General features: G+C 48.3%; 24 protein-coding genes and 1 tRNA gene. 7 read left to right on the top strand and 18 right to left on the bottom strand.

All coding sequences use genetic code 11. The features are described 5' to 3' along the window. Nucleotides 1–97: 97 nt before the first annotated feature. A complete protein-coding gene (locus G499_RS0105450) occupies nt 98–2254 on the top strand; it encodes a GAF domain-containing protein (protein WP_026999108.1) in 2157 nt (718 codons plus the stop codon). 7 nt (nt 2255–2261) lie between these two features. On the opposite strand, the gene G499_RS0105445 is transcribed toward G499_RS0105450, so the two are convergent. From G499_RS0105445 to G499_RS18845, 11 genes are all read right to left on the bottom strand, one after another. Then, the gene (locus tag G499_RS0105445) at nt 2262–3287 is read right to left on the bottom strand and encodes a helix-turn-helix transcriptional regulator (protein ID WP_026999107.1); all 1026 of its coding nucleotides are present in this window, start codon (nt 3285–3287) and stop codon (nt 2262–2264) included. Nucleotides 3288–4072: 785 nt separating this feature from the next. Then, nucleotides 4073–5401, bottom strand: coding sequence for a NupC/NupG family nucleoside CNT transporter (locus tag G499_RS0105435; protein WP_026999106.1), 1329 nt, complete (start codon nt 5399–5401; stop codon nt 4073–4075). A gap of 150 nt (nt 5402–5551) precedes the next feature. Beyond that, nucleotides 5552–5776: a Sec-independent protein translocase subunit TatA/TatB gene (locus G499_RS0105430; RefSeq protein ID WP_026999105.1), complete on the bottom strand. Its 225-nt coding sequence runs from the start codon at nt 5774–5776 to the stop codon at nt 5552–5554. Between the two features lie 176 nt (nt 5777–5952). Beyond that, nucleotides 5953–6219: a 50S ribosomal protein L27 gene (gene rpmA / locus G499_RS0105425; protein ID WP_026999104.1), complete on the bottom strand. Its 267-nt coding sequence runs from the start codon at nt 6217–6219 to the stop codon at nt 5953–5955. A gap of 23 nt (nt 6220–6242) precedes the next feature. Continuing rightward, nucleotides 6243–6554 (bottom strand): 50S ribosomal protein L21, encoded by a 312-nt coding sequence (rplU, locus tag G499_RS0105420; protein ID WP_026999103.1) that lies wholly within the window; start codon nt 6552–6554, stop codon nt 6243–6245. Between the two features lie 389 nt (nt 6555–6943). Then, nucleotides 6944–7684: a 3-oxoacyl-[acyl-carrier-protein] reductase gene (gene fabG, locus G499_RS0105415; RefSeq protein WP_026999102.1), complete on the bottom strand. Its 741-nt coding sequence runs from the start codon at nt 7682–7684 to the stop codon at nt 6944–6946. A gap of 52 nt (nt 7685–7736) precedes the next feature. Next, on the bottom strand, nt 7737–8462 hold the full coding sequence (locus G499_RS0105410) for a (Fe-S)-binding protein (RefSeq protein WP_026999101.1): 726 nt from the start codon (nt 8460–8462) through the stop codon (nt 7737–7739). 61 nt (nt 8463–8523) lie between these two features. Next, on the bottom strand, nt 8524–9342 hold the full coding sequence (gene pyrF / locus G499_RS0105405) for an orotidine-5'-phosphate decarboxylase (protein ID WP_026999100.1): 819 nt from the start codon (nt 9340–9342) through the stop codon (nt 8524–8526). A gap of 31 nt (nt 9343–9373) precedes the next feature. Continuing rightward, a complete protein-coding gene (gene lolA1 / locus G499_RS0105400; protein ID WP_026999099.1) occupies nt 9374–10021 on the bottom strand; it encodes an outer membrane lipoprotein periplasmic chaperone LolA1 in 648 nt (215 codons plus the stop codon). A 92-nt stretch (nt 10022–10113) separates the two neighbouring features. Further along, complete coding sequence (locus tag G499_RS0105395; RefSeq protein WP_026999098.1) at nt 10114–12768, bottom strand: FtsK/SpoIIIE family DNA translocase; 2655 nt, start codon at nt 12766–12768, stop codon at nt 10114–10116. Nucleotides 12769–12807: 39 nt separating this feature from the next. Next, complete coding sequence (locus G499_RS18845) at nt 12808–13866, bottom strand: quinone-dependent dihydroorotate dehydrogenase (RefSeq protein ID WP_051295933.1); 1059 nt, start codon at nt 13864–13866, stop codon at nt 12808–12810. A gap of 306 nt (nt 13867–14172) precedes the next feature. On the opposite strand from G499_RS18845, the gene lepA reads away from it, so the two are divergent. Both lepA and G499_RS21685 read left to right on the top strand, forming a co-directional pair. Further along, nucleotides 14173–15969, top strand: a complete 1797-nt coding sequence (gene lepA / locus G499_RS0105385) for a translation elongation factor 4 (RefSeq protein ID WP_026999097.1) — start codon at nt 14173–14175, stop codon at nt 15967–15969. Nucleotides 15970–16035: 66 nt separating this feature from the next. Then, complete coding sequence (locus tag G499_RS21685; RefSeq protein WP_154658321.1) at nt 16036–16206, top strand: hypothetical protein; 171 nt, start codon at nt 16036–16038, stop codon at nt 16204–16206. Between the two features lie 170 nt (nt 16207–16376). Here G499_RS21685 and hemA read toward each other — a convergent pair whose 3' ends face one another. Continuing rightward, nucleotides 16377–17645, bottom strand: coding sequence for a glutamyl-tRNA reductase (gene hemA, locus G499_RS0105375; RefSeq protein WP_026999095.1), 1269 nt, complete (start codon nt 17643–17645; stop codon nt 16377–16379). 324 nt (nt 17646–17969) lie between these two features. Here hemA and G499_RS0105370 point away from each other — a divergent pair, with 324 nt between their 5' ends. Further along, nucleotides 17970–18527 (top strand): TVP38/TMEM64 family protein, encoded by a 558-nt coding sequence (locus G499_RS0105370; RefSeq protein WP_026999094.1) that lies wholly within the window; start codon nt 17970–17972, stop codon nt 18525–18527. 42 nt (nt 18528–18569) lie between these two features. On the opposite strand, the gene G499_RS0105365 is transcribed toward G499_RS0105370, so the two are convergent. From G499_RS0105365 to G499_RS0105340, 6 genes are all read right to left on the bottom strand, one after another. Then, nucleotides 18570–18640: transfer RNA gene (locus G499_RS0105365), tRNA-Cys, on the bottom strand. A 91-nt stretch (nt 18641–18731) separates the two neighbouring features. Then, nucleotides 18732–20534, bottom strand: a complete 1803-nt coding sequence (gene rpsA, locus G499_RS0105360) for a 30S ribosomal protein S1 (RefSeq protein ID WP_026999093.1) — start codon at nt 20532–20534, stop codon at nt 18732–18734. Between the two features lie 173 nt (nt 20535–20707). Then, nucleotides 20708–21229, bottom strand: a complete 522-nt coding sequence (locus G499_RS0105355; protein WP_026999092.1) for an HNH endonuclease — start codon at nt 21227–21229, stop codon at nt 20708–20710. Between the two features lie 242 nt (nt 21230–21471). After that, nucleotides 21472–22743, bottom strand: coding sequence for an NADH-quinone oxidoreductase subunit D (locus G499_RS0105350; protein WP_051295932.1), 1272 nt, complete (start codon nt 22741–22743; stop codon nt 21472–21474). Nucleotides 22744–22922: 179 nt separating this feature from the next. After that, the gene (locus tag G499_RS0105345; protein WP_026999090.1) at nt 22923–23693 is read right to left on the bottom strand and encodes an alpha/beta fold hydrolase; all 771 of its coding nucleotides are present in this window, start codon (nt 23691–23693) and stop codon (nt 22923–22925) included. Nucleotides 23694–23760: 67 nt separating this feature from the next. Continuing rightward, on the bottom strand, nt 23761–24084 hold the full coding sequence (locus G499_RS0105340; protein ID WP_026999089.1) for a tetratricopeptide repeat protein: 324 nt from the start codon (nt 24082–24084) through the stop codon (nt 23761–23763). Nucleotides 24085–24200: 116 nt separating this feature from the next. On the opposite strand from G499_RS0105340, the gene G499_RS0105335 reads away from it, so the two are divergent. The 3 genes from G499_RS0105335 to G499_RS0105325 all read left to right on the top strand — a co-directional run bounded on the left by G499_RS0105335 (nt 24201) and on the right by G499_RS0105325 (nt 26682). Then, a complete protein-coding gene (locus tag G499_RS0105335; RefSeq protein ID WP_026999088.1) occupies nt 24201–24938 on the top strand; it encodes an electron transfer flavoprotein subunit beta/FixA family protein in 738 nt (245 codons plus the stop codon). Nucleotides 24939–24988: 50 nt separating this feature from the next. After that, nucleotides 24989–25957, top strand: coding sequence for an electron transfer flavoprotein subunit alpha/FixB family protein (locus tag G499_RS0105330; RefSeq protein ID WP_026999087.1), 969 nt, complete (start codon nt 24989–24991; stop codon nt 25955–25957). Nucleotides 25958–26076: 119 nt separating this feature from the next. Beyond that, nucleotides 26077–26682: a bifunctional nuclease family protein gene (locus G499_RS0105325; RefSeq protein ID WP_026999086.1), complete on the top strand. Its 606-nt coding sequence runs from the start codon at nt 26077–26079 to the stop codon at nt 26680–26682. The last annotated feature ends 42 nt before the right edge of the window (nt 26683–26724 follow it).

Genomic DNA, 26724 nt, shown 5'->3' with positions numbered 1-26724 from the left:
CAAACTATGGCAAAAGCCAAGATATAATGTATATTTGGCATAGTTTTTACGATAAGTAGTAAGCATCGTTCACAGATGTTGGTAACGTAGCGGCGCTATGGCAAAGAAAAGGTTTGGTATAAGGAAAAAGCTGTTTTTGGCCTTCTCTACCCTGATAGCACTTTCAGGGACAATAGGGCTATTGGCAGTCGTGTTCCTCAACCATATCGCCACCCACCAACGCCTCCAAAACAGCGCCGACGAGCTATTGGTCAAAACACTAGAGCTGCGCCAAGCCGAACAGGCCTATCTCCTCAACGACTCCAAAAGCCAAAAATACCTCCAAACAGGCCAAAGCACCCAACTTGCCGCCTTTGAAGACCTTTACCAAGAGGCTGTTTACCGTACCCAAGAGTTAGAACGCTCTGAAATCTCTGCCCGCCTAGGGTTACAAGGCCAAATCCAACACATTCAACAATCACTCAAAAAATACAATGAGCTTTTCATCCGCCTCAGCGACAAGCTGTTCCAACGAGGCTTCAAAGATGAAGGCATCGAAGGGCAGCTCCGCGCCCTAGCCCACGAATTAGAAGCACTCGATACGCTCCCCCAACGATATATCCTAGCCATACGCCGCCACGAGAAAGATTTTTTGATGCGCAAAAACCCTGAAGACATCCGAAGGCTGTATGCGCAAGTAGAGCTTATGACCAATGCCTATGCAGGCGACCCTGTTATCCGGCGGACTATCGAAGAGTATCGAAAAAAGCTGGTACAACTCTACCAAATCGAAGAAGAAATAGGGCTTGACAGCCAAAGCGGGCTCTCAGGCCAGATGGCTACCCTTGTAGGCCAACTAGAAGACGATCTCAGCCAACTACACTACCGCATCATCCAAGAAACCAATTTTATCATCTGGCGCTCCCTGTTTGTTTTGTTGGGGGTTGGCTTGTTGATGTTATTGGCAGCAGTGGGCTTTGTCTTATATTTCACCCATGCGTTCTCACGCCCTTTGATCATCCTCGACAAGGTCGCACAGTCCGTTACGCAAGGGCTCAAAAACCAAGACCAAGTGTTGGAAAGCATTCGTGCTAATGACGAAATAGGCAGCCTAGCCACTAGCCTGCGCCAGATGCTCATTACGCTCAAAGAAAAAATCCGCCAGGCCAACGAACGTAGCGAAAAACTGGAAGAATTTGCCAAAGGCGAAGCACAACGCAACTGGCACAATGAGGGGCTGGCTATCTTCAACGAGATTTTCCGTAAAAATCACCTCGACCTCCACGGGCAGGCTTTTGAAATTATTGCCCAACTGGTAAAGTACACCCAAAGTGTTCAGGGTGGTATTCTTATTGTCAAAAATCCTCAAAACACAGACGAAGAACCAGTGCTGGAGCTAACGGCCTGCTATGCCTACGAAAGACGCAAATATCTTCAAAAACATATCCGTATGGGCGAAGGCCTCATCGGCAGCGTATGGCGCGAAGGTGACACAGCCCTCATCACCGATATCCCACAAGACTACGCCCAAATCACCTCTGGCTTGGGCAAAGCACGCCCCAACAGCTTGCTCATTGTCCCCCTACGCCACGAAGACAAGGTGGAGGGTGTTATTGAGTTGATTTCTTTCAGAGAGTTTGGCCAACACGAAATACATTTTGTAGAAACACTCTCAGACAAGATAGCAAGTGTATTTACCTCTATCCAAGCACAAGAGCGTACCCGCCGCCTACTGGCCGCTACCGAAGCCATGGCACACAAAGCACAAGAGCGCGAAGAAAAGCTCAAAAAACAAATCGAAAACTACGAACACTGGGTTCGCCAGTTTGAGCCCAAGCTCCAAGCAGCCTCCGAAGAAGCGCTGCTCTATCAGGCCATTATCAACAAGGTTTTTGACGGCCTCATCATCACCGATGAGAAGTTTAGCATCACCAAGGTCAATCATTATATCCTCAAACGCTTTGGCTATAGCCGTGAAGAGCTGGTGGGTCAATCTGTCGATGTGTTGATAGAAACAGACTACAACAACATCATCGACCTTCGTGAAAAACGCTTCAAACTCAGCTACCGCTCTTTCCGCCGCAGTGTAGCTGGTAAGGTCATCGACCGCAATGGCCTGTCATTAGATGTGGAGATGATGTCGGGCAAGATGGAAATCGAAAATAAACTGATGTATGTCTTTGTCTTCAATGAGTTTACACTCGAAGAGATGGATGATGCCGAAACTATGCCCGAACCGGAAGTAATCCGGAAGTATCATTCTATATTTGAATAGGCGCTTTTTACGCAATATCCCCCCGATAGTGCTGTGTGGCGCTCTCTAAACGTTTAGCGATGCGCTCTCGTAGGCGCTCAGGAGCCAATACCCTAACCCCATCAGCAAAGCCCAAAATTTCGCGCTCCAACTCTAGGTTAAGAATGACCTCAATGCGGACAATGATGCTGCCGTTGTCATACTGTTTTTGCAGTGTTTGGCTAGCATGTAGGGGCTTGGTCAATACATAAGGAGCCTGCGCAGCATCAAACCACAAATCTACTGTTCTTGCCCGCTCATTTTGCGCCTTGGTTACGCCTATGGTGTCGGCAAAATATGTTGCAAATGCGACCCCCTCATAGGGCTCATACACGCTTTCGGGCAAGATACTTAGGTGGATAATCCGGTCAAGCGCCCGTGTGTCTACCCCTCGTTGTCCTTTGCGCCTGCCCAATAAAAACCAACGATTCCGGTATTCTTTCAACAAATAAGGGGAGTACTCATAGCTAGCTGATTGTTGTGCCGAAAAAGACTGGTACTCCAACAAAATTGGTTGTTTATGTGCGATGGCCTGATAGAGTGGCGCTATCCATTGTAAGCCCTTGAGCAACGGATTTTCTTCAAACTGTACAAGGGTTGATTTTTGTTGCCCTACCAAGGGCAATTCGTGCTCTAGTTTAAGTACTATCTCTTGAAGAGAATCAAAGTACCTAAACCCACTAAACTGCTTGAGTAAATCAAGCACTTCCCGCAGTGTATCCATATCTGCCCTATTGATGGGGGCTTTGGTAATGCTATACTCTGGGTCGGCATAGGTGTAGTACTTGCGCTCATAAACGACTATAGGGGCTTCATAGCCAAGCTTATCGCTACGCATCAGCTGAATATCCGCTTGTATTGTACGCCTACTCACACCAGAGTCGAGTCCTTCGTATTCATATACTGCGTCCGAAACCTTTGCTATCAGGTCTTCTAATGTCCAGCGGCGCTGCCTGTTGCAAAGACAGGCATCGATGGTTTTGTAACGAATAAGTGCTAATTTGTTGAGTGGCATAGCCCTGCTTTTTTGCCAATATAGCCACAAATAAACAAACCAGACACAACACTAGACATTTTCCAAATCCTACTGTATGCTAAGTATTATTTTATCCTCCAATAAGGCCTCAGCTTGTCTCAGAGCTGGAGTTCGGAGCTACTTTTCCAAAAATGTGGCGTACAAACCAGGCGTATATCGAAGTCCACTCTGCGCAACATTTTCCAGCCAATAGCCCTCTGCGCCAATAAAAATACCTGTAGGTGTTTATCAATGACCTACAGGTACTGTATTTTGCCAAAGGCGCTAATAAGCAATCGTGTTTATTGTGGGTACAAAAACAAGGCTGCTTGCTGATGAAATAGACTATATCATCAAAAAGCTTAGGGCTGTGGCGCTACTTTGGGCTGCGCTGTCTGGTGTGTATCTTGTGCGTATGTGGGACAGGTGTAGCGCTTTTTGCAAGCACTAAGACCAAGAACAGCGACAACGGCCAGTATCAAGACTTTTTTCATCACAGGCGGGGGTTTTATGGAAAATAACTTTATGATGCAGGGTTTTATTGTGTATGCTTCAAAAACAATACCCAAACCTGTTCCATAGGACGAAATCAGCGGCTATAAGTTGCCTACTTTGGGTATGTAAGGTGGTGGCGGTGCAAATTTATCAAAAACCCTTGGGCTACCAAACGATTGCTTATACCCAATCAAAATTGGTTTGGGAAATATGTCGCTGAAAATCCTTGAGAATCGAGAAAATCAGATTCTGTGAATCCTCCACTCTTGTGATGAACCTTGGTATAATTTCTAGTGCGCAATCATGCCGGCGATGGTGGCCGTCATAAAACAAGCTAAGCTGGCAGCCACCAAGGCACGAATCCCCAGTTGGGAAAGTGTGGCCTGTAAGTCGGGGCGCTCAGGAGCCATCCCACCGATGCCGCCAATCTGAATCGCAATGGAGCTGAAATTGGAAAAGCCACAGAGCGCATAGGTTGCGATGAGAATAGACTTTTCGCTCAACAATCCTTCGGCTTTTAGGCGGCCTAGGTCGAGGTAAGCGACAAACTCGTTAATGGCCGTTTTTTGGCCGATGAGGCTTCCTACCAGCAGGGTTTCGTTCCAGTCGATACCCATCAAGTAGGCCAATGGGCGGCCTATTTGCCCTAGGATATACTCCAAAGAAAGCCCCTTAAACACGCCTTGTGTGTAGGCTTCAATGAGCGGGTTGATGCCAACCACACCGCCTATCCAGCTCAAAATCGCATTGAGCAAGGCAATGACCGCAATAAAGGCTAGGAGCATCCCTCCTACATTGAGTGCAAGGCGGAGCCCGTCGGCAGCCCCTGTAGACATTGCGTCGAGCAGGTTTACGCCTAAGTTCTCCTTGCTGACTGTCAGGTCGTTGCGTACTAACTCAGGCTCTGACTCCGGAATAATGATTTTGGCCATCACAATAGCCGCCGGGGCGCTCATAATCGAGGCGCTGAGTAAGTGTGCGGCAAAGCGGCTTTGCTCGGCAAAGTCTGCCCCTCCTAAGAAAGAAACATAGGCAGCCAACACCCCTCCGGCAATCGTCGCCATCCCGCCTGTCATCAATGACATCAGCTCTGAGCGTGTCATCGTTCCGATGAAAGGCTTTACCAAAAGCGGGGCTTCAGTCTGCCCCATAAAGATATTGCCTGCGGCAGAAAGGCTCTCCGCGCCAGAAAGGCGCATTGTTTTGGACATTACCCAAGCTATGCCATACACAATGCGTTGTAAGATACCGAAGTAATACAACGCCGCCGAGACGGTAGAGAAAAAGATAATGGTTGGCAATACCTGAAAGGCGACAATAAGCCCCAGAGAGTGGTTGACACCTGTTTGGGCATTGCTATTGCGCGCCAAGTCGCCAAAGAGAAACTCTGCCCCAATCAGGGAGAAGTTGAGGAAAGAAACAAAGACCTCGCTTGCTTGCTTGAAGCCTGCCGCTACCCAATCTACACGTAGAATTAAGAAGCCAAAGAGCACTTGTAGTAGGATTCCGACGATGACCAAACGCCAGTTGATGGCTCGCTTGTTGTTAGACAAGAGGTAGGCAATGCCAATCATCACAAAAATACCTGCAACACTGCGGAGTAGGGTTAGGGTATGCATGAGAAAGGGTAAGAAAGGGGGCTAGAGCAAATGAACACACAAAAAACAGCAGCCGATAACAGCTACTGCCGTTGGGGAAGAGGGTATTTTTACAAAAGGCACAAAAAAATAGAGACACCGCAAGGCATCTCCATTTCTACAAAAAACGGGTTATTGGTTTTTCTTTTCTGCCTGCTTCTCGTCGTCGCGCATGCTCTCTTCGAGCGTATTTTGAACTTCGCGGGTAGCGTCTTTGAACTCGCGTATGCCACGACCCAGGCCTCGTGCTAATTCGGGGATTTTCTTCGCACCGAATAGCAACAAGATAACCAATAAAATCAGGAATATTTCGTAACCTCCCATATTAAAGAACAGGAGTATGCTGTGTAGTTCCATGGCGGGTGGGTATTTGGTGGGGGTGATTAATCGTATAGAATAAGGCAAAGATACGAAAAATTACCCACAACCTAGAGGGCGGGTGCTATTTTCGGGTTTGCCCAATACAAAAAAGCACAAACTGCTGCCGAGCTTGTGCGGTCTTTTGTTGAGCGGCGATACCGCCGTCGCTATGACTACTCCTGAGTAGAAATAGGCTCTACGTATACGTAAGAGCGATTTGCGCTACCTTTTTTGAACTGTACCACGCCATCGGCTAGGGCAAAGAGGGTATGATCTTTACCGATGCCTACATTAGCTCCGGGGTGGTGTTTGGTTCCGCGTTGGCGAACGATGATGTTTCCGGCTTTGGCGTTTTGGCCACCGAAGATTTTCACGCCCAATCGCTTGCTTTCTGATTCGCGTCCGTTGCGCGAACTACCGGCTCCTTTTTTGTGTGCCATAGTTTCTTAATTCAATTTTGGGGTTATTGGATAATGTCTTCAATCAAAACCTTAGTCAAATATTGACGGTGGCCTTGGCTTTTCTTATAGCCTTTGCGGCGTTTTTTCTTGAAAACCAGTACCTTGTCACCTTTGACGTGGCTCAATACTTTAGCGCTTACTTTAGCGCCGCTTACGGTAGGAGCACCTACGGTTACTTGGCCGTTGTTGTCTACCAACAGTACTTGGTCAAACTCCAGCGCCTCGCCTTCTGCCTGTGGCAAACGGTGCGCATATACGTATTTGCCTTTCTCAACTTTGAATTGTTGTCCGGCGATGTCTACAATTGCGTACATGATGGATTGGGAAAATATGATTCTTAAAATCGTCGTCTTACAAAAGGGATTGCAAAGATAAAACATTTGCCAAACATGCCCAAACCTTGTGAAAAATTATATGACTATTTCTAGGTAAAGGATGTTAATATACTGTCTTACAGGGATTTGCATAACTTATAGGTGGCGCAAATGTGTGTTTCAAGGCCAAACGCAGGGCTAAACCTGCGTTTGAAACAAGCATCACGCCACTGGACATTTTCCAAATCCCACAGCTAACACTATGGGCTAAGTCTCATTTTACCCCCAAAATGAAGCCTCAGCTTGTCTTGGAGCTGGAGCTTCGAGCTACTTTTCCAAAAAATATCCAGCGGCACACGAACAAACATTGTGACCTATTGTCTGCTGTACTAGGTCAGCATTCCACCGTCAACCTGCAGCACTTGCCCAGTAATATAGGCCGACATATCGGAGCCTAAAAACACTGCTGCATCGGCTACTTCTTGGGCACTTCCACCGCGTTTGAGGGGGATATTGGCTAGCCAGTCGGCCTTGTTTTCCAGTTCGGCGGTCATTTCTGTTTCGATAAAGCCTGGAGCAATGGCATTGGAGCGGACATTGCGTGAGCCAAGCTCTAAGGCTACCGACTTAGTAAAGCCGATAATGCCCGACTTGGAAGCAGCATAGTTGGCCTGTCCTGCATTTCCCCTAATGCCTACTACAGAGGTCATATTGATGATAGAGCCGCTGCGTTGCTTCATCATTGTTTTGAGGCAGGCTTTAGTGAGGTTAAACACCGACTTGAGATTGATATTGATTACACGATCCCACTGCTCTTCGCTCATCCGCATCAACAGACCGTCTTGGGTAATGCCTGCGTTATTAATAAGCACATCGATACGGCCAAAATCAGCCACCACTTGGTTGGCTAGGTCTTCGGCAGCAGCATAATCAGAGGCATCGGAGCGGTATCCTTTGGCCTGAACTCCGAGGGCTTTTAGCTCTTCTTCTAGGGCTTGGCCTTTTTCTACGCTAGAGAGGTAAGTAAAAGCGATAGAAGCTCCTTGTTCGGCATATCGTTGGGCAATGGCGCGGCCAATGCCTTTGGAGGCCCCTGTAATGAGGGCTACTTTTCCGGCTAATAGTTGCATAAGTGTTCGTGTTTTGAGTAAAATCAGGTATAAAAAACATCAGGCGAGGCGCTTACCAGCCGCTCGCCAAGACATCGGCGATGTGAATCGTCTGAATATTTTTGCGGTGCTTTTGGATATAGCCATCGAGGTGCATCAAGCACGAAGCATCTGTCGAGATAAGGTATTGGGCTTGGGTATGGGTGGCGTGATCGATTTTTTGCTCGGCCATTCCGGCAGAAATAGCCTGAAACTTGACCGAAAATGTCCCCCCAAATCCACAACAGATTTCTGTTCCTTCCATTTCGACCAATGTCAAGCCTTCTACTTTGGAGAGCAAGCGGCGCGGCGCTTCTCGAATGCCACATTCACGCAAGGCGCTACACGCGTCGTGGTAAGTAGCTACGGCCTCAAATCGCGCGCCGGGTATGTGGTCTACTTCTAAGACATCTGTCAAGAACTCCGTAAACTCAAAGGCGTTTTTTTGTATAGGGTAATAAGTTTTGCGTTTGGCCGGGTCTGTGATGATGTCATTGTAGGCATTGCGAATCATCCCGATACAAGAGGCGGAGGGTGCCACAATGTAGCGGTCGGGGTGGGCAAAATCAGCCAAAAACTTGTGTACCACCGTTTGTGCTTCTTTTACAAAGCCGGCGTTGTAGGCCGGTTGCCCGCAGCAGGTTTGGTTGGGGTTGTAATGTACTTCACACCCCAATTTCTCCAACACCTTGACCATATTGAATCCCGTTTCGGGGTAGACTTGGTCTATAAAACAAGGAATAAATATATCAACTACCATAGCAAAATATCAACGGGAGTATTAGGTGGGAGCACTGGCCGCCGCCCTGCGTGGGAGGGGGTTAGCGCCCGTATTGTTCGAGATAGCGCCCCATTTCTTGTTTGAGAGCGAGGGCTTCCCGTCGGGCGGCGATAGCGAAGTCCGTGCCATCGGCAGCATACAAGATACTGCGTGAGGCATTGACCAAGAGGCCTCCTTGGGCGTTGAGTCCGTAGCGCGATACCTGCTCTAGGCTTCCGCCCTGCACGCCCACTCCGGGCACGAGCAGGAAGTGTTCGGGGGCGAGTTGCCTGATTTGCCCCAGCATTTCTGCTTGGGTAGCTCCTACCACAAACATCAGTTGTTCATTATTGGGCCAAGTAAGCGCTGTTTCTATTACTTGCTCAAAGAGCATCCGTCCGTTGCGTAACTCCAAGAGCTGAAAATCAGCACTGCCGGGGTTAGAAGTCAGGGCCAATAAGATGGCCCAGCGGTTAGGTTGGTTGGTAAATGGGCTGACACTGTCGTAGCCCATATAGGGCGAAAGCGTAACAGCATCGACCTTATGGTGTTCAAAGAAGGCTGCTGCATACTTATGGGCGGTATTGCCTATATCCCCGCGTTTGGCATCAGCAATCACAAACATCTCATCGGGGATGTATTCGAGTGTTTTCTGGAGGCTGTCCCAGCCTTGGCTGCCCAGCGCCTCATAAAAAGCCCAGTTGGGCTTGTAGGCTACGCAAAAGTCAGCTGTTGCATCGATGATTTGCTTGTTGAACTCAAATATAGGGTCTGGACTTTGGCGCAAGTGTGCCGGTATCTTGGTAGGGTCTGTATCCAGCCCTACACAGAGGTAGCTTTTCTTTCGCCAGATGTGCTGCGTCAGCGCTTGTGAGGTCATGAGTGAATATGGGTAAATGCAAGCGGGGATACTAGCGTAGATCTTCTACACGTACACCCGGATAATTGGCTTTATTAAATTCGAAATAGCTGTCGCCTACGGTTACTTTGGCAAATTTTGTTACACTGTATGTATAGCGGTTGGCGTTGCGCTCAAAAAGCTCCCACTGCATAATGATGCGGGTGTCTTTGGTCGCTTTGAGGCGGATTTTGGTGTATTGCGCATTGATATTTTCGGGTATCAACTCAATCACGTGATAAATCTTGCCCCCGATGTTCTCCTCTCCTACTAGGCTATATTTGAAGCCTTTTTGGTAGATCGTATAGATATTGCTAGGGGTAATTTCGTCGGGTTCAGGCTCATAGTTAGAGATATTGACCTCATTATCGTCCTTGAGGTAAGTCCAAACAGTAGCGCCATTATTGATGATTTCTTGGCCGGGCAGTGCCAATCTGAATCGCTTGGCTTTGATGACAATATTGCCTTGCAACGACTCATTGATGCCTTCTCCTTTGAGGGTATAGGTAAAATCAATTTTGAAGGCTTGCATAGCCTGATAATTTTGGCTGATAGCATCGAGCACTTCTTTGGCCTTAGGGTCGTATTGAGCGCGGACTATGGGGCTATGCATCACAAAAAACAAACACGCAAGGGTCAGTACAATCCAGTTTTTTCTCATAATACACTGTGTTATTAAGCCTCTCATTGTGGGGGAAATAGTGGTTGCCACAGAGGCTGTTTTGATAAGGAAATGGGTGGTTGGTCAGTAAATTATTTCAAACTATTGAGTAATCGTTCGAGGGTATATTCATCAGGGATAAGCACCTCACGGGCTTTGCTGCCTTCATAAGGGCCTACGATACCGGCCTTTTCGAGTTGGTCTATCAAGCGTCCGGCGCGGTTGTAGCCTAGTTTGAGACGGCGCTGTAATAGCGACGTACTGCCCTGCTGGTGCATAACAATAACACGGGCTGCGTCTTCAAACAAGGCATCGCGTTCGTAATCTCCCTCATCTGCGCCGTCTGCGCCGTTATCATCAGAGGCGACTTCGGGCAGCTCATAGGCGCTGGGGTAGCCCTGTTGTTGGCCTATAAACTCACAGACACGCTCTACTTCAGGAGTATCGAGGAATGCCCCTTGGAGGCGGGTCATTTCGGAGCCTAGGGTAAAGAGCATATCTCCCATCCCGACAAGCTGCTCTGCGCCGCCGGTATCGAGAATGGTGCGAGAGTCTATTTTAGAAGTAACTTTGAATGACAATCGGGCGGGGAAGTTGGCCTTGATAATCCCCGTAATCACATTGACCGAAGGTCGCTGTGTGGCTACTATCAAGTGGATACCAACTGCACGAGCGAGCTGTGCCAGTCGGGCGATGGGTTGTTCGACTTCTTTGCCGGCGGTCATCATCAAGTCGGCCAGCTCGTCTATTATCAAGACTATATACGGCAGGTACTTGTGGCCTTTTCGGGGGTTGAGTTTGCGTTGGGTAAACTTGCGGTTGTACTCGCGTAGGTTGCGGCATTGTGCATTTTTGAGCAAATCATATCGGTTATCCATCTCTATACAAAGCGAAGTAAGCGTATCGACCACCTTCTTGTTGTCAGTAATGATGGCTTCGGCTTCGTTGGGCAGCTTGGCCAAGAAGTGCTTTTCGATGATATTGAAAAGCGAAAGCTCTACCTTCTTGGGGTCTACTAGTACAAATTTCAGCTCTGAAGGGTGCTTTTTATAAAGCAGCGAAATCATAAACGTATTCAGCCCTACTGATTTACCTTGGCCGGTAGCTCCGGCCATAAGTAAGTGAGGCATCTTGGCTAAGTCGGCTACATATACCTCGTTGGCGATGGTTTTGCCCAATACTATTGGTAGTTCCTTGCTGCTGTTGAGGAAGGCCTCATCTCCCAAGATAGAACGCATTCCGACTATTTCTCGGCGTTTATTGGGCACTTCAATGCCGATAGTTCCCTTACCCGGAATAGGCGCAATGATACGGATGCCCAAGGCGGCAAGGCTAAGAGCAATATCGTTTTCGAGGTTCTTGATTTTGGATATACGCACCCCTGCTTCGGGGATGATTTCGTAGAGCGTAACAGTGGGCCCGATAGTTGCCTTGATTTGCGAAATACCGATACCATAGTTGCTCAGCGTCTCTACAATCCGGTCTTTGTTGGCCGAAAGCTCTTCGTTGGTTACCTGTCGTTTGCCCGAAGAGTGTTCTTCGAGCAGCTCTAGAGTAGGGAACTGATAGTTGCCTAGGTCGAGCCTTGGGTCATAAGGTTCGGTATTTTCGATGGCGCTCTTCTCTTCCCAAGATTTGTCTTCATCGTCTCCGGCTGGATCTACGATAGCTTGTTGGCGACGTGGAGAATCTTCCAAGATGATGGTTTTAGACAAATCCTTGGGCGGCTCGGTATGGGTGGGCGGCTCGTCATCGTCAAGGTTATTGACTTCAAAGACCGGTACTTTTTCAAATGGTATTTTGGCTTGCTTTTGTTCGGGTGGTTGACTGTCGGGGTTTATTTCCAGCTCCACATCTATCTTGCGGGTTTTGCGTGTGGGCGCTGCTTTTTCTTCTGCCACAGGCTCTATCTCGATGGTATGAGGGTCGGAGGGCGTGAAGGTTTTGGGTGTTTTAGGCATTCGTTTGTATGCCTGCTCATCGAGCACCTCTTCGGCGGGTTCGAGTCCGTCGGTGTGGGTGGTAGCTTGTTTAGCTTGTGTATCTGCTTGTTGGCGTTGCGATTGTTGCTGGGCGGCCTGTTCGCGTATTTGCTCCAAATAGTCTTTAAACTGCTCAGAACGCTGATTGAACTGTGCACTCAACTCATTGATATTGAAGAAATTAATCACAAAGAGTACCAAGACCAAAAGGATGAAGAGTATCGTTCCGACACCCAATAACGATTCGACTAGGCTGGCTACTTCATAGCCCAGCCCTCCACTCCAGAAGGTAACCCGTTCGCTTTCGGCATAAAGATAGCCTAGCAACAGGCTAGTCCAGAACATCACAAAGAGTGTCAGCAAGAGTGTCCGACGGATAGGGAAGACTTCGGTTTTGAAAGCCAGTTTCCATCCGGCCAGAAAACATACCGGCACTAGCAAGAAGGCCGCAACCCCAAACCAACGGAAGATGAGCAAATGCGCCACTACAGCCCCAGAGACACCGAGCCAGTTTTCGACTTCGGCTCCCGAGGATTTGATTTTGCGGCTCAACACTGCTTCCACCACGCTTTGGTCTTGGGGGCCGGTGCTAAAATATGAGCTAAGCGCTACCAACAGCCCAAAGGCTGTCATCAGAAAGCAAAGACCCAAGGCCAGCCGTATACGCTCATTGACCAAAAATGCCGTAAAGAGTTGCCCAAAGTCTTGCCCTAATTCACGTGGGCGGGTTCGGTAAGTATTTTGACGAGGAGTATTTTTTGCCATAATTTCAGATACGCTAATTCAAACGTAGAGAACCCTTGCTTATTGCGCAGGGGCGGCCTGTATCGGTTTAGTATGTGCCAATGCTTTGTGGATTTGTTTAATCAGCATCGGCCCTTCATAAACAAACCCGGTGTATACTTGCACCAAGTCTGCTCCGGCTTCAAGTTTTTCGAGCGCGTCTTGGGGGCTGTGAATGCCTCCAACCCCAATCAGGGCTACCTCTGCGCCAAGTGCTTGGCGTAGATAGCGGATAACCTCAGTCGCACGCTGCCTCAAAGGGTGTCCGCTCAACCCTCCGGCTCCTATCTGGGTGAGCGTGGTGGGGGAGGTTTGTAGCCCTTCGCGGCTGATGGTCGTATTGGTCGCAATCACCCCGGCGATGCCCGTTTGCTGTACAACTTCCACAATATCAGACAGTTGTGTATCACTCAAATCCGGCGCTATTTTCAAAAAAATAGGCTTGGGGCTTGGTTGTTGTAAATTTACATTTTGTAGCGTATGTAACAAATGTTTGAGTGGTTCTTTTTCTTGCAAATCACGCAGGTTGGGCGTATTGGGCGAGCTGACATTGACCACAAAGTAGTCTACCCAAGGTTGAAGTGCCTCATAACAAGCCAGGTAATCATCGATGGCCTGCTCGTTGGGGGTGATTTTATTTTTACCAATATTCCCTCCTATCACGAGCTGCCCCTTGTGGCGTTTTAGCCGCTGTACAACCGCCTCCATCCCCTCGTTGTTGAAGCCCATCCGGTTGATGATGGCGCGGTCGGGCTTGAGGCGAAACAGGCGCGGTCGGTCGTTGCCGGCCTGCGGGCGGGGGGTAACGGTTCCAATTTCGACAAACCCAACACCTATGGCTCCCAGCGGGCGGATAATCTCAGCATTTTTGTCTAAGCCTGCAGCAATCCCAACCCGGCTCGGAAACCGGATCCCGGCGACCTCGCAAGCCAGCGCCTCCGGGCGATAATAGTACAGCTGCTTGAGCAACCAACGCGCAGGGGGCAAGGCATACGCCAGCTTAAGCATGGCAAAAGTAATCCGGTGCGCTCGTTCGGCATCTAGCGCAAAAAGCAGGGGTTGTAGCAGTTGTTTGTACAAGTTCCGATGGGTTGTTGGTGATACAGCAGCTACAAAAGTACGAATTTTTCTGAAAGTCGGCCTAGCTATCTCTAGGCAAAAATAAGAGATACGGCGCAATGTAACTGTGGCCTTTTGGCGAAATACAGCTCGAAATCACAGCCTTTGCCCCAATACGAATCCCAAAATACCCTGAGGCTTGCCAAATAAATACCTCAAGTAAATGCCAACATTTTAGCCTTCACAAATCGTTTTTACAAAAAATACTTGGTAGTGCCCGTAATAACCCTACACAGGTTTTGAATTTTCTCCGTAATTTTGCAGTCTATGGGACAGAAGCACATCAGAAATTTTTGCATTATCGCGCATATTGACCACGGCAAAAGTACCCTAGCAGACCGCCTGCTAGAGCATACTCAAACCGTTACCGAGCGCCAAATGCAGCAGCAGGTTCTTGACGATATGGACCTGGAGCGCGAGCGTGGCATTACTATCAAGAGCCACGCCATCCAAATGAATTACCACTACAAGGGCGAAGAATACACCATCAACTTGATTGATACGCCCGGCCACGTAGACTTTTCCTACGAGGTCTCCCGCTCTATTATGGCCTGCGAAGGCGCGCTACTCGTTGTAGATGCTTCTCAAGGGATTGAGGCTCAGACCATCTCTAACCTCTACTTGGCTATCGGCAATGACTTGACCATCATCCCAGTGATGAACAAAATCGACCTGCCACACGCCCAGCCCGAAGTAGTAGCCGACGAAATTGTAGACCTTATAGGCTGCGACCACGAAGACATTATTCCGGCCAGCGCCAAAGAAGGTATCGGTATTGCCGATATTCTGGCTGCTGTGATAGAGCGCATCCCTCCTCCGGCAGGCGACCCCGAAGAGGCGCTGCAAGCCCTTATCTTCGACTCGGAGTTCAACTCCTTCAGGGGGGTAGAGGTTATCTTCCGAGTTTTCAATGGGCGTATCCGCAAAGGCGACAAGGTAAAGTTTGTGGCCACAGGCAAAGAATATGAGGCCGACGAAATCGGTATCCTCGGCATTGAGCAGAAGCCCTGCCAAGTCATCGAAGCCGGTAATGTGGGCTACCTTATCTCGGGCATCAAACAAGCCCGCGAGGTAAAGGTAGGGGATACGATTACGCATGTCAGCCGCCCCTCACAGGTTATCAAAGGATTTGAGGATGTCAAACCAATGGTTTTTGCTGGTATCTATCCGGTCGAGACCAGCGAGTTTGAAGATCTGCGCGAAGCGCTCGAAAAACTGCAACTCAATGATGCTTCGCTGGTTTGGGAGCCCGAAACATCTGCGGCACTGGGCTTTGGCTTCCGATGCGGGTTCCTCGGAATGCTGCATATGGAGATTGTACAGGAGCGCCTAGAGCGCGAGTTTGATATGACTGTCATCACGACTGTCCCCTCTGTGCAGTTCAAAGCCTTCCTTACCAAAGACAACAAGGAGGTTACGGTACAGTCGCCCGCCGAAATGCCTGACCCCAACTACCTCAGCCACATCGAAGAGCCTTACGTCAAAACACAAATCATTACGAAGGCAGATTATGTGGGCGCAATTATGACGCTCTGTATGGATAAGCGCGGTATCTTGAGCAACCAAAGCTACCTTACCACTGACCGTGTGGAGATGATTTTTGAAATCCCGCTGGCTGAGATTGTTTTTGACTTCTTTGACCGCCTCAAGACCATCTCTCGTGGCTACGCCTCTCTCGATTATGAGCTGATAGGCTTCCGTGAATCTAAACTTGTAAAGCTCGATATTCTGCTCAACGGCGACAAAGTAGATGCGCTTTCGGCCATCGTACACCGCGACAAAGCCTATGACTGGGGCAAGAAGCTCTGCGAAAAGCTTCGTGAGTTGCTCCCACGCCAACAGTTCGAGATTGCGATTCAGGCGGCTATTGGCCAAAAAATTATCGCCCGTGAAACCGTCAAAGCCTTGCGCAAAAACGTAACCGCCAAGTGTTATGGGGGGGATATCTCGCGTAAGCGTAAGCTCCTCGAAAAACAGAAAAAAGGGAAAAAACGTATGCGCCAAGTCGGTAGCGTCGAAATCCCACAGGAGGCGTTTATGGCCGTACTCAAGCTCGAAGGTTAATCATTGGTACTACCCAAAAGCTGCCCCCAAGTTATTGTTGGGCAGCTTTTGTCTTTTATATGCCTTATGAAAAATGTCAAATATATCCTGATTGTGTTCGGGTTGGTCAACCTTATTCAATGGGGGTTGTTCCATTATTTTGGTTGGAAACAAGGCATACAGTTTTTGTATGCCGGCTTGGCCTGCCTTGGAGCCGGTATTGTGTGGGTGTGGATTAGCTTGGGAAAAAAACCATGAGACCGGGCTATATATCCACGCACCTATGAAGACAGGATAAGCATTGTCCTTCGTGCCCAACTGGTTTGGAAAAGGAAATATGTCCCTGTGAATTTTGGTCTAAAAACATACCCCTGACAAGCGCTCAAAGCTTGTCAGGGGTATATTGTATGCTGACGATGTGTGTTTGTCTATTTCAAGACGGGCTGCTTTTCGAGGTCAAAAAGCTCGCTCAATACATCGATAAGAGTATCGGCTTCGCCACGTTTGCAGGCAGCCTTGAGATGTAAGACAGGGTACTTGATAATTTTTTGCATCATACTCTTGGTGATTTTATCCACCTTTTCGCGCTCCTCATCGTTCAACTCTTTGAAGTAGCGGTCTAGCTCTTCCATCCGGATTTGTTCAAGCGCGTTTTTGAGCTTTTGGATGGTCGGCGACACATTCATTTCTTTTGTCCACTCTTCAAAATCAGCCAACGACTCTTCGATGATACGCTCTACGGCGGGAATGGCCTGTAGGCGGCGCTCTAGGGCTTGCGAGGCTTTGTTTTTGATGTCGTCGATATTGTAGGCCAATACTCCGTTGACTTGCTCTACATCGGGAGCCACACTACGAGGCATCGAAAGATCGATGAAGTATTTGAAGCTCAAGATATTGAGGGCTTCGAGCCTATCCTTGGTAACGAAGGGGTGCGCAGTGGCTACTGAAGAAATGATGATATCGGCTTCGGCGATGGCCTGCCAAGCTTTTTCAAAAGGAACTACTTCAGCGCGGGTGTTTTCGGCATACTTGGCTGTTTTGGCCAGTGTGCGGTTGCAGAGCATAATATGCTCAATATTGCTGTTTTGCAGATTCAGGAATACATCGGCACCAATCTCGCCCAAGCCCAAGACCAACACTTTGGGGCTGATAAGGTCAGCGGCGATTTCTTCTACCCATTCTACAGCGGCATATGAAGTAGAGGCGGCTCCGGTACGGAAGGCGGTCTCCTGAACGACGCGCTTATTGGTAAAAAATATGGTGTGCATCAATCGATGCAAGAAGGGGCCGGCAGTTCCCATATCGGCAGCCCATTGGTAGGCATTTTTGATTTGGTTGGAGATCTGCAAATCGCCGACCACCTGTGACTCCAAGCCCATCGCTACGTGAAACAGATGCCGCACGGCGACGATAGGTTCGTCAATGTTTACAAAATACTCCTGATAGTCCGCGATATTGGCGATTTGTTTTACTTCTGCAAAAGCAGCCAAGATATTGTCTCGGTAGTTTTGGGGAGAAGCATAGTATACTTCGGTGCGGTTGCAGGTCGAAATAACCAACAAATCGCTTATTTCTGGCTCTTGTCGTAAGAGGTTGAGCAGGAGTTTGCTCTGCTCTTCGTTCAGGGATACGCTTTCGCGGATGGCCACCGGGGCACTTTTATAGGATAAACTGATTGCTCTAAAGTGGTTATTCATCGATTCTACCCAGGTTTTCTCTAATCACAAATTTACAACAGAACTAGGCTTGATTGAAGCTTAGGCCTCAATAAAGCTTTAATTTAGAAAGATTATAAACTATACCACAATGCTTTTTGTATTTTACAAATATGTTCCAAATGAGTTCAAGCTGTTATGACTTTGGTCATATTTGTCTTCTTAGGGCAAAAACTTTTGTGTAGCTTTGGATTTTACCACAGACGTTTGGGTATGAAATTGTATTATTAGGGGTAAACACGTTGTACCATCGAATTGTTCCTCCATCTTTACACTTCATTTAGAGCTTCAAAACCAGCGGTTATTATGAGCTTTTTACAAAAAATAGGGCTTGGCATTTGGGGCGCAATTGCCCTAGGTGTTTTGGGTTATTATGTATATGCGCCGGAGTTTTTTGCGCCTGCCAACCTAGCGCAGCTTCTCCGTCAGGCAGGGGCTTATGCCTTGTTGAGTTATGGGTTGGTCAGCGCTTTTCGGATTTTTACGCTTGTACCGGCTACACCCCTAGTTATTGCGGGCGGGTTGTTGTTTGCCGATAGTTTTTGGTTGGCCTATGTGCTGAGTGTGTCGGGGGCTTTGGTATCGGCCACCTTGGTATATTACTTTGCCGAATTTCTGGGCATTGCGGCGTGGGTACGGGAGCGCAACCATCCGCTGACGCGGCGCTTGCAGAGGCAGCTCAGCCAGCCTTCGGGCTTTTGGTGGATGCTCTTGTGGTCAGTATTGCCAATAGCCCCTACCGACCTAATGTGTTATGTGGCCGGAGCGGTACGTGTTTCGTATTTCCGGTTTTTCTTGGCAGCATTGTTGGGGCAGTTGGTCATCAACTGGGTATATTTACAGGCAGGCGCTGCGTTGCGCTGAGTACAATAAAAAACACTCTCCGGTTGGGGAGAGTGTTGTTAGAGGTTGCGGGCGGAATCGAACCGCCGTAGAGGGTTTTGCAGACCCTTGCCTAGCCGCTCGGCCACGCAACCCTTAATCTTAATTGGGAATGCAAAAGTAGCCGATGAAGACTACTTTTGCAAGCATTCCGCTTAATTTATTTTAGAGAATTATCCTGACAGCTTATTCGTTGTCTTTTTTCTCCATCTGCTCTTTCAAAGAAGACAAGGCCTCGATGTCGCCGAGCGTGGTAGTGCTCTCTTCAGACGCAGGGATATTGCCTGTAGCTTCACCTTCTTTCTTAGCAGGAGCTTTCTTCTTGCGCTTAGCGCCTTCTTTCTTGTCTTCTGCGCTTTCTTCTTCAAAAGTGCGGGTATGAGAAAGAATGATTTTCTTCTCGTCTTTAGAGAACTCGATGATGACAAAGTCGATGCTATCTCCTACTTCTACTGTAGTGCTGTCTTCTTTGGTCAAGCCTTTGTTTGGTGCAAAGCCTTCGATACCATAAGGCAGCTCAAGGATGGCTCCTTTGTCATTCTTAGAGATTACTGTACAACGGTGTGTTGAGCCTTCTACGAAGATTGTCTCAAAAGTATCCCAAGGGTTCTCTTCGAGTTGTTTGTGTCCGAGGGCAAGGCGCTTGTTTTCTACGTCAAGCTCCAACACCACTACGTCGAGGTTTTCGGCTACTTTGATAAACTCAGAAGGAAGTTTGATTTTCTTCGTCCAAGAGAGGTCAGACACGTGTACGAGGCCATCGATACCTTCTTCAAGCTCAAGGAAGAGACCGAAGTTGGTCAAGTTGCGAACGATACCGGTGTGTTTGGTACCGATAGCATATTTTTCGATGATTTCGGCCTTAGTCCAAGGGTCTTCGGTAAGTTGTTTGATACCGAGCGACATTTTGCGGTCTTCGCGGTCAAGCGTCAAGACTACGGCTTCGATTTGGTCTCCTACTTTGAGGAAGTCTTGCGGGTTGCGCAAGTGCTGTGACCAAGACATTTCAGATACGTGGATAAGCCCTTCTACCCCTGGAATCACTTCTAAGAAAGCGCCATAATCAGCCACGTTCACGATACGTCCTTTTACTTTAGAGCCAACTTGGATGTCTTCGCCCAATGATTCCCAAGGATGAGGCGTGAGCTGCTTCATACCCAAGGAGATACGCTTCTTGTCGTCGTCGAAGTCGAGTACTACTACTTTGAGCTTTTGGTCTAGCTCCAACACTTCTTCTGGGTGGTTGATACGTCCCCAAGAGATGTCTGTGATGTGCAAGAGGCCATCTACGCCACCGAGGTCGATAAATACCCCGAAGTTGGTCATATTCTTGATAACACCCTCAAGGATTTGTCCTTTTTCGAGGTTGTTGAGGATTTCAGCTTTTTGTTTTTCGAGGTCTTTCTCGATGAGGATTTTGTGTGAGACAACAACGTTGTCGTTGGCGTGGTTGATTTTGACCACTTTCACTTCCATTTTCTTGCCTACATAGATGTCAAAGTCACGAATAGGCTTCACATCAATTTGAGAGCCTGGCAAGAAGGCTTCGATACCGAAGATATCGGCAATCAGACCACCTTTGGTGCGGCGTTTTACCACACACTCGATAACGAGGTCATCGCTAAAAGCAGTTTCAATTTTTTTCCAAGCTGTAAGAATCTTGGCTTTTTTTCTCGAAAGAATCAGCTCACCGTTGGTGTCTTCCTGATTTTCGACGTACACTTCTACTACATCGCCTGTTTTGAGGTCGGGCATATCTCTGAATTCAGAGAGCGGCACGAGTCCGTCAGACTTAAAGCCGATGTTCAACAACACATCGCGGCCCAATACGCCTACTACGGTGGCTTCCACCACTTCACGCTCGCTTACCGGAGTGATGGTTTGGTCATACATTGCTTCGAGTTCGGCGCGCTCTGCATCACTATAACCAGAGCCAAACTCTTTGGTATTAGTTACTTTGTCCCAATTAAATTCTTTCGAGTTACTCATATAATTTTGAAAAGCCTATGAAGTGAATACGTTGGTAAGTATAGGCATCCAGACCAACTTTTGGGGTGAAACAATAAAGTTTTAGGGGGTAAAATAAAAGCAGCCCGCACAGGTGTTTTTTCACACTGAAACGGACTGCAAATTTATGAAAAAACCAGTAACAAAACTATCTTTTAGTAAAATTTTGCTTTCTTACCAAGGTAGGGTTTCCAGTCTTCAGAAATTTGGCCTGAGAAGTCGCGTAAAAACATCACAAAAGAAGGTTTGAAGGGCTTTTTGCGCAGGGGCATATTGGCCTCTTCGGGGGTGAGGTCTCCTTTGCGGGAGTTGCAGCGTTTGCAGGCCGTTACGAGGTTCTCCCAAGAGGAGCGACCGCCACGCGAACGTGGCAGCACGTGGTCGAGGGTCAAATCTTTGACCGCTCCACAATATTGGCACTGGTGGTGGTCGCGCCGGAAGATATTGTGGCGATTGAGCATCACGCCTCGATAGGGCAGGTGTACATATTTCATCAAGCGAATGATGGATGGCAAGGGGTATGCAACCGAAATGGTATGCAGCTCATAGTCGTCGGCAGCCGAGACTAGTTCTGCCTTATCGAGGTATACCAAGATAAACGCTTTCTGAACGCTACAAACCGTCAGGGCGCTGTAATCTTGATTGAGGATTAAAACCTTTCTACTTCGGGTATCCATTGAGTTGTGGTTTACAATAGGCAAAGAAGTAAACTGTTTGTATTCGTTTTAGTTTAGCATTTCGTCAAACAAAGGGAGAAGTGCTTTTTAAAGAAGCAAACGAATTGTCAAATATAAGATATAAATCCTTGCTGGCAAACATCAGTCCAAAAGATACTATGGTCAAGGCTTGTTTTTTAACAAATATTTAAGCCTGAGATATTGTTGGGTTAACTCCTAGGTATTTTGGCACTATTTCGGGGCTAGCGGTCTACTTCTCCCATAACGACATCGATAGATCCCATAATGGCGATGAGGTCGGCCAACATCACCCCTCGGCTCAGTTCGGGCAAAACAGACAGGTTGACAAAGGAGCAAGCCCGCGCCTTGCAGCGCACAGGGGTATCGCTACGCCCATCTGTACGGAAAAAGAAGCCTAGCTCTCCTTTGGGGTTTTCGGCGCGCACGTAATAGTCCATTGCTGCCGGGCGGATTTTCTTGGGCACCAAGGCCTGTGGGTCAAAGCTGGGTGTGCGTTTGAGGTCGGTGGTCAGGCGCGCTAAGCACTGCTCTATGATGCGTACTGACTCAAAGCATTCGGCCAACCGCACCCAAGTTCTGTCCCAACAATCACCCAGTGTACCCATTTCGCCTTGGCCTATGGGGACATCAAACTCCAGCTCAGGGTATACCGAATAGCCGTCGATGCGGCGCAGGTCATATTTCAGGCCGGAGCCACGCAACATAGGGCCTGATATTCCATAATTGATGGCCAGCGGCAGGGGCAACACGCCCACATTGGCGGTACGTTGTACGAAGATTTTGTTTTCAATCAAAATCTGTTGCGTCTCGATAAGCTTAGGCTTGAGGTATCGGGCAAACTCAAGGGCGCGTTCCTCGAAGCCTACCGGCAAGTCATAGAAAAGGCCGCCTATCCACACATAGTTATACAACATCCGCGCCCCACAAGTCCACTCCAACATACGGAGGATATGCTCCCTGTCGCGCATCATCCACAAAAACGGCGTAAAAGCTCCAATATCCAGCCCATAAGTACCCAAGGCGATAAAATGTGAAGCAATGCGATTCATCTCTGCTACCAACACCCGGATATACTCTACTCGCGGCGGAATATCATCCGAGATGCCCAACATCCGCTCCACCCCCATCGCAAAGGCGTGTTCGGAATTCATCGCCGCCAGATAGTCCATCCGGTCTACATAGGGGATAATTTGGTTGAAGGGTAAGGACTCGGCGTGTTTCTCAAAGCAGCGGTGTAAGTAGCCCAAGTGTGGTACCACATCCTTGACCAGCTCCCCGTCCGTGATTACCTCTAGCCGCAGTACTCCGTGGGTTGAGGGGTGCTGTGGGCCTATGCTCAAAATCATCTCGTCTTCGCCCAAGGCCGAAAGGCGGTATTTGTTGGGCGCAGAGCGCAAATGATTGTCTTCTTGGAAGATATATTGGATGCGTTTCTCCTCGTGTCGGGCGGTAGGGTCGGGCTGCCGAATGGTTTGGGGCTCTTGGGCTTGCATAAGTCAAAAGGGCTATTGGTGTTGAAATATCGCATACAGAAGGATGATAACACCCTTATAGGTACTAAAAATGGGCTTTTTTTCTTCAAAAACCAAACAACTGCACTCCATACTCAGGGTAGGCGCATTTAGGCGCACCCCAAATAGTACATTGATTGTGAGTGATTTATATGATAAGTCTAGGCTTTCAAAAAGCCCGAGAGCACTTCTGTGAAGGTATCAGGCTGCTCGGCGTGTACCCAATGTCCAGCCTGTGCAATCACACTCACCTGCATTTGTGGGAAAAGCTGCGCCATCAGGGCATAATCCCCCTCCTGAATATAGTCCGAATTGGCTCCGGCAATAAACAATGTGGGAACCTGCACGGGGGCAAAGCCTTGATTGTCCATCCCCTGCCCTACATTTTCGAGCTTCTGACTGATGATGGGCAGGTTGATTTTCCAACGAAACTGCTGCCCATCGCGCTCAAGATTTTTGAGCAAAAACTGTCGTAACATCGGCTGGGGTAGGCGCTGGGCTAGGGCTTGGTCAAGGGCGCTGCGGCTGGTATGGGCATTGAGGTCGAGGCTGTTGAGCGCCTCGATAATCTCATCGTGGTGGATGGGATAGCTGCGTGGGGCAATATCTACCACAACCAACTTTCGTAATGCTACCTCTGGATGACTGGCAGCAAACCACATCACCGTTTTACCGCCCATAGAATGCCCAATGAGGTAGGGATTGTGAATCTGTTGTGTCTCCAAAAAAGCATACAAATCTCGACTCATCGCACTGTAATCCCACTCATCGCTCCAAGGAGACTGGCCATGGTTGCGCTGGTCAAGCAGATACACTGTGTAGTTTTCGGACAAGGTCTTGGCGATGCTCATCCAATTGTCAGAGGCGCCAAAAAGGCCATGCAAAATAACAACTGGGTCGCCCTGACCTAAAACGCGATAAAAGAGTTCCATATTTACTAAATTGACAAAGTACGATTTCAGATTGACGATTGACGAAGTAATGCCTGAAATCGTCAATCTACTCAAGTTCAAAAGATAACCGTTCGTAGGCGCTTTGAAGTTCACGCAAGGCCAAAACTTCGTTTTGTTCACGAGCTTTATCGATGCCGATGCGGTAAATTTCGAGCGCCTTTTCTGGTTGATTTTGGTCTGCAAACCATTGCGCGGCTTGGTAATATGTCGGGATATAGTTTGGATGAGCTTCTAACAATGTTTGAAAATATGTAGTAGCCTCTGGAGCTTGTATTTTAGCATATTCTAGCGCAATGGCATAGCGCGTAAAAGCATCCGAAGGGTCTTCGGAAAGCATTTTTAGCAAGATGTCTAGTCGAGAGGGTGGCATATTTTTTTCTATTTAAGGGAATATTCCATAACTTCACGGCAATTTAAGTTGTTTAACTCAATAGTTAGGCAATAGAATGCTGGAAATCCAAAATTAAACTAAGTTCAGTTACTCCCATGAAAATACTCGTTTGTATTACTTGTGTACCCGATACCACTTCTAAAATTAGCTTTACCAATGGCGGTAAAGAATTAGATAAAAACGGGATTCAGTTTGTCATCGGCCCTTATGATGACTACGCCCTCTCTCGTGGTGTGGAGCTGCGCGATGAACTAGGCGGCACACTGACCGTGCTCAATGTAGGCACTGCCGAAACAGAGCAGGTAATCCGCAAAGCCTTGGCTATTGGTGCTGATGATGCTATCCGCATCGACGCAGAGCCTACCGATGCTTATTTTGTGGCCCAGCAAATTGCGGCCATCGCCAAGAAAGAGAACTATGACCTCATCCTGATGGGTCGTGAGTCTAGCGACTACAACGGCGGCCAAGTACACGGTATCGTGGGTGAGATGTTGGGGATTCCTTCGCTTTCTCCTGTGATGAAACTTGACATTTCGGGAACCACTGCCAAGATGGCTCGCGAAATCGAAGGCGGTAAGGAAACCCTAGAAGCCTCTCTGCCCCTCGTATTGGGCGTACAAGAGCCTATTGCTGACTGGAAAATTCCGAACATGAAGGGCATCATGAGCGCCCGCAAAAAGCCGCTCAATGTAGTAGCTCCCGAAAACCCCGAAACCCTCACCCAACCCGAAGTACACGAGCTGCCTCCTGCCAAAGGCACTTGCCGTATGCTTTCTATCGATGAGGTAGGCACACTGGTAGACTTGCTCAAGTCTGAAGCAAAAGTGCTCTAAGTTCCAAACAAAAACATTTATCAACTGATTAAATTCAAAAAACTAACGATATGTCTGTTTTAGTATTTGTAGAAACTGCCGAGGGCGAAGTACGTGGCTCATCTTGTGAAGCTGTTGCCTACGGCGCCAAACTAGCCGAACAACTAGGCACCAGCGCCACTGCCATTGTGTTGGGTAATGCTGTTTCGGCTGACGAACTTGCCAAACTTGGCAACTATGGCGCTGCCAAAGTATTGCACGCCAACGACGACAAACTCAACGTCGGCAACATCCAAGCCTACGCAAGTGTGATAGCCCAAGCTTACGAAAAAGAAGGTAGCAAGGTGCTTATCGTAGCCAAATCTTCTTTGGCCGACGCTGTAGCTGCCCGTGTAGCGGCCAAGCTCAAGGCCGGCCTCGCCTCTAACGTAGTAGAACTACCCGATACCAACGGTGGCTTCAAAGTAAAACGCAGTGTTTACACCGGCAAAGCATTCCAAGTAACTACCCTTACTGCCGAAAACAAGATTTTGGCCGTTAAGAAAAACATCATCCCCATAACAACTACGGAGGCTACGGCTACCGTAGAGGCTTTTGCCGCTACACTCAACGACGCAGACTTTGGGGTAAAAGTATTGGGTACTGATAAAGTAACCGGCGAAAAACTATTGCCCGAAGCTGATATCGTCGTTTCTGGTGGCCGTGGCTTGAAAGGCCCCGAAAACTGGAATATCGTCGAAGAGCTGGCCAAAACCCTCGATGCCGCTACCGGCTGCTCTAAGCCTGTATCTGATGTAGGCTGGAGACCACACCACGAACACGTAGGCCAAACCGGCGTAAAAGTAAGCCCCAACCTCTACATCGCTGTAGGTATTTCGGGCGCTATCCAACACTTGGCCGGCGTAAGCTCTTCGAAGTGTATCGTCGTAATCAACAAAGACCCCGAAGCACCTTTCTTCAAAGCTGCTGACTACGGTATCGTAGGCGACGCTTTTGAGGTATTGCCCAAATTCACAGAGGCGCTTAAAGCCAAACTTTAAGCTCCTAGCCTTTTTGAATTGAGAGGCAGATAATGTATCTTTGGAAAATGTATGACTGCTTTGTGCTTTCATACATTTTTCATTTTTTTGTGTTTTCAAAAAAAGCAACGAAGACGACCGTGAGCAGAATTAAACTCAAGATATTAGGACTTTCCTCAAGTCAATCACAAACAGGCTCTTTTGCACTCGTGTTGGGTGAGGCCAATGGCAACCGCCGCTTACCCATCATCATCGGAATGTTTGAAGCGCAGGCCATTGCCATCGAAATCGAAAAGATTGTCCCCAATCGCCCAATGACCCACGACCTCTTCAAAGCCTTTGCCGAAGCCTTTCATTTTACCATCGAGGAAATCGTGATTTCTGATTTGAAAGAGGGGGTGTTTTTTGCCAAAATTATGTGCTCTGATGGTGCGCGTACACTCGAAATCGACTCCCGCCCCTCTGATGCCATCGCTATCGGGCTTCGCTTTGGCGTACCCATATATACCAACGAAATGATTATGTCTGAGGCCGGCATTGTACTCAATGAGGGCGAAGAAGACGAAGAAGAAACAACCGAGATCTCGACCGAAGACAGCAGCGCCAGCGGCGAACCGGTATCTTTCCAAGAACAACTCAAACGCCTGCCCTTCGACCGCCTACAAACCATGCTCGACGAGGCACTCGAAAACGAAGACTATGAGCGCGCCGCCAAGGTGCGCGACGAGATGAACCGCCGCAACTAAAGTCTCCAACCTTGGGTCAACTGGCTCAAGGTTTTCTATTTT

The sequence above is a fragment of the Eisenibacter elegans DSM 3317 genome, from assembly GCF_000430505.1.
Lineage (GTDB): Bacteria > Bacteroidota > Bacteroidia > Cytophagales > Microscillaceae > Eisenibacter > Eisenibacter elegans.
The sequence above is the reverse complement of the archived record's forward strand: the minus strand, read 5'-3'. Positions and strand labels throughout refer to the sequence as shown.

Coding starts and splice junctions, on each gene's coding strand:
- G499_RS0105450 (WP_026999108.1), top strand. CDS start 98: ATGGCAAAGAAAAGGTTTGGTATAAGGAAAAAGCTGTTTTTGGCCTTC.
- G499_RS0105445 (WP_026999107.1), bottom strand. CDS start 3,287: ATGCCACTCAACAAATTAGCACTTATTCGTTACAAAACCATCGATGCC.
- G499_RS0105435 (WP_026999106.1), bottom strand. CDS start 5,401: ATGCATACCCTAACCCTACTCCGCAGTGTTGCAGGTATTTTTGTGATG.
- G499_RS0105430 (WP_026999105.1), bottom strand. CDS start 5,776: ATGGAACTACACAGCATACTCCTGTTCTTTAATATGGGAGGTTACGAA.
- rpmA (WP_026999104.1), bottom strand. CDS start 6,219: ATGGCACACAAAAAAGGAGCCGGTAGTTCGCGCAACGGACGCGAATCA.
- rplU (WP_026999103.1), bottom strand. CDS start 6,554: ATGTACGCAATTGTAGACATCGCCGGACAACAATTCAAAGTTGAGAAA.
- fabG (WP_026999102.1), bottom strand. CDS start 7,684: ATGCAACTATTAGCCGGAAAAGTAGCCCTCATTACAGGGGCCTCCAAA.
- G499_RS0105410 (WP_026999101.1), bottom strand. CDS start 8,462: ATGGTAGTTGATATATTTATTCCTTGTTTTATAGACCAAGTCTACCCC.
- pyrF (WP_026999100.1), bottom strand. CDS start 9,342: ATGACCTCACAAGCGCTGACGCAGCACATCTGGCGAAAGAAAAGCTAC.
- lolA1 (WP_026999099.1), bottom strand. CDS start 10,021: ATGAGAAAAAACTGGATTGTACTGACCCTTGCGTGTTTGTTTTTTGTG.
- G499_RS0105395 (WP_026999098.1), bottom strand. CDS start 12,768: ATGGCAAAAAATACTCCTCGTCAAAATACTTACCGAACCCGCCCACGT.
- lepA (WP_026999097.1), top strand. CDS start 14,173: ATGGGACAGAAGCACATCAGAAATTTTTGCATTATCGCGCATATTGAC.
- G499_RS21685 (WP_154658321.1), top strand. CDS start 16,036: ATGAAAAATGTCAAATATATCCTGATTGTGTTCGGGTTGGTCAACCTT.
- hemA (WP_026999095.1), bottom strand. CDS start 17,645: ATGAATAACCACTTTAGAGCAATCAGTTTATCCTATAAAAGTGCCCCG.
- G499_RS0105370 (WP_026999094.1), top strand. CDS start 17,970: ATGAGCTTTTTACAAAAAATAGGGCTTGGCATTTGGGGCGCAATTGCC.
- rpsA (WP_026999093.1), bottom strand. CDS start 20,534: ATGAGTAACTCGAAAGAATTTAATTGGGACAAAGTAACTAATACCAAA.
- G499_RS0105355 (WP_026999092.1), bottom strand. CDS start 21,229: ATGGATACCCGAAGTAGAAAGGTTTTAATCCTCAATCAAGATTACAGC.
- G499_RS0105350 (WP_051295932.1), bottom strand. CDS start 22,743: ATGCAAGCCCAAGAGCCCCAAACCATTCGGCAGCCCGACCCTACCGCC.
- G499_RS0105345 (WP_026999090.1), bottom strand. CDS start 23,693: ATGGAACTCTTTTATCGCGTTTTAGGTCAGGGCGACCCAGTTGTTATT.
- G499_RS0105340 (WP_026999089.1), bottom strand. CDS start 24,084: ATGCCACCCTCTCGACTAGACATCTTGCTAAAAATGCTTTCCGAAGAC.
- G499_RS0105335 (WP_026999088.1), top strand. CDS start 24,201: ATGAAAATACTCGTTTGTATTACTTGTGTACCCGATACCACTTCTAAA.
- G499_RS0105330 (WP_026999087.1), top strand. CDS start 24,989: ATGTCTGTTTTAGTATTTGTAGAAACTGCCGAGGGCGAAGTACGTGGC.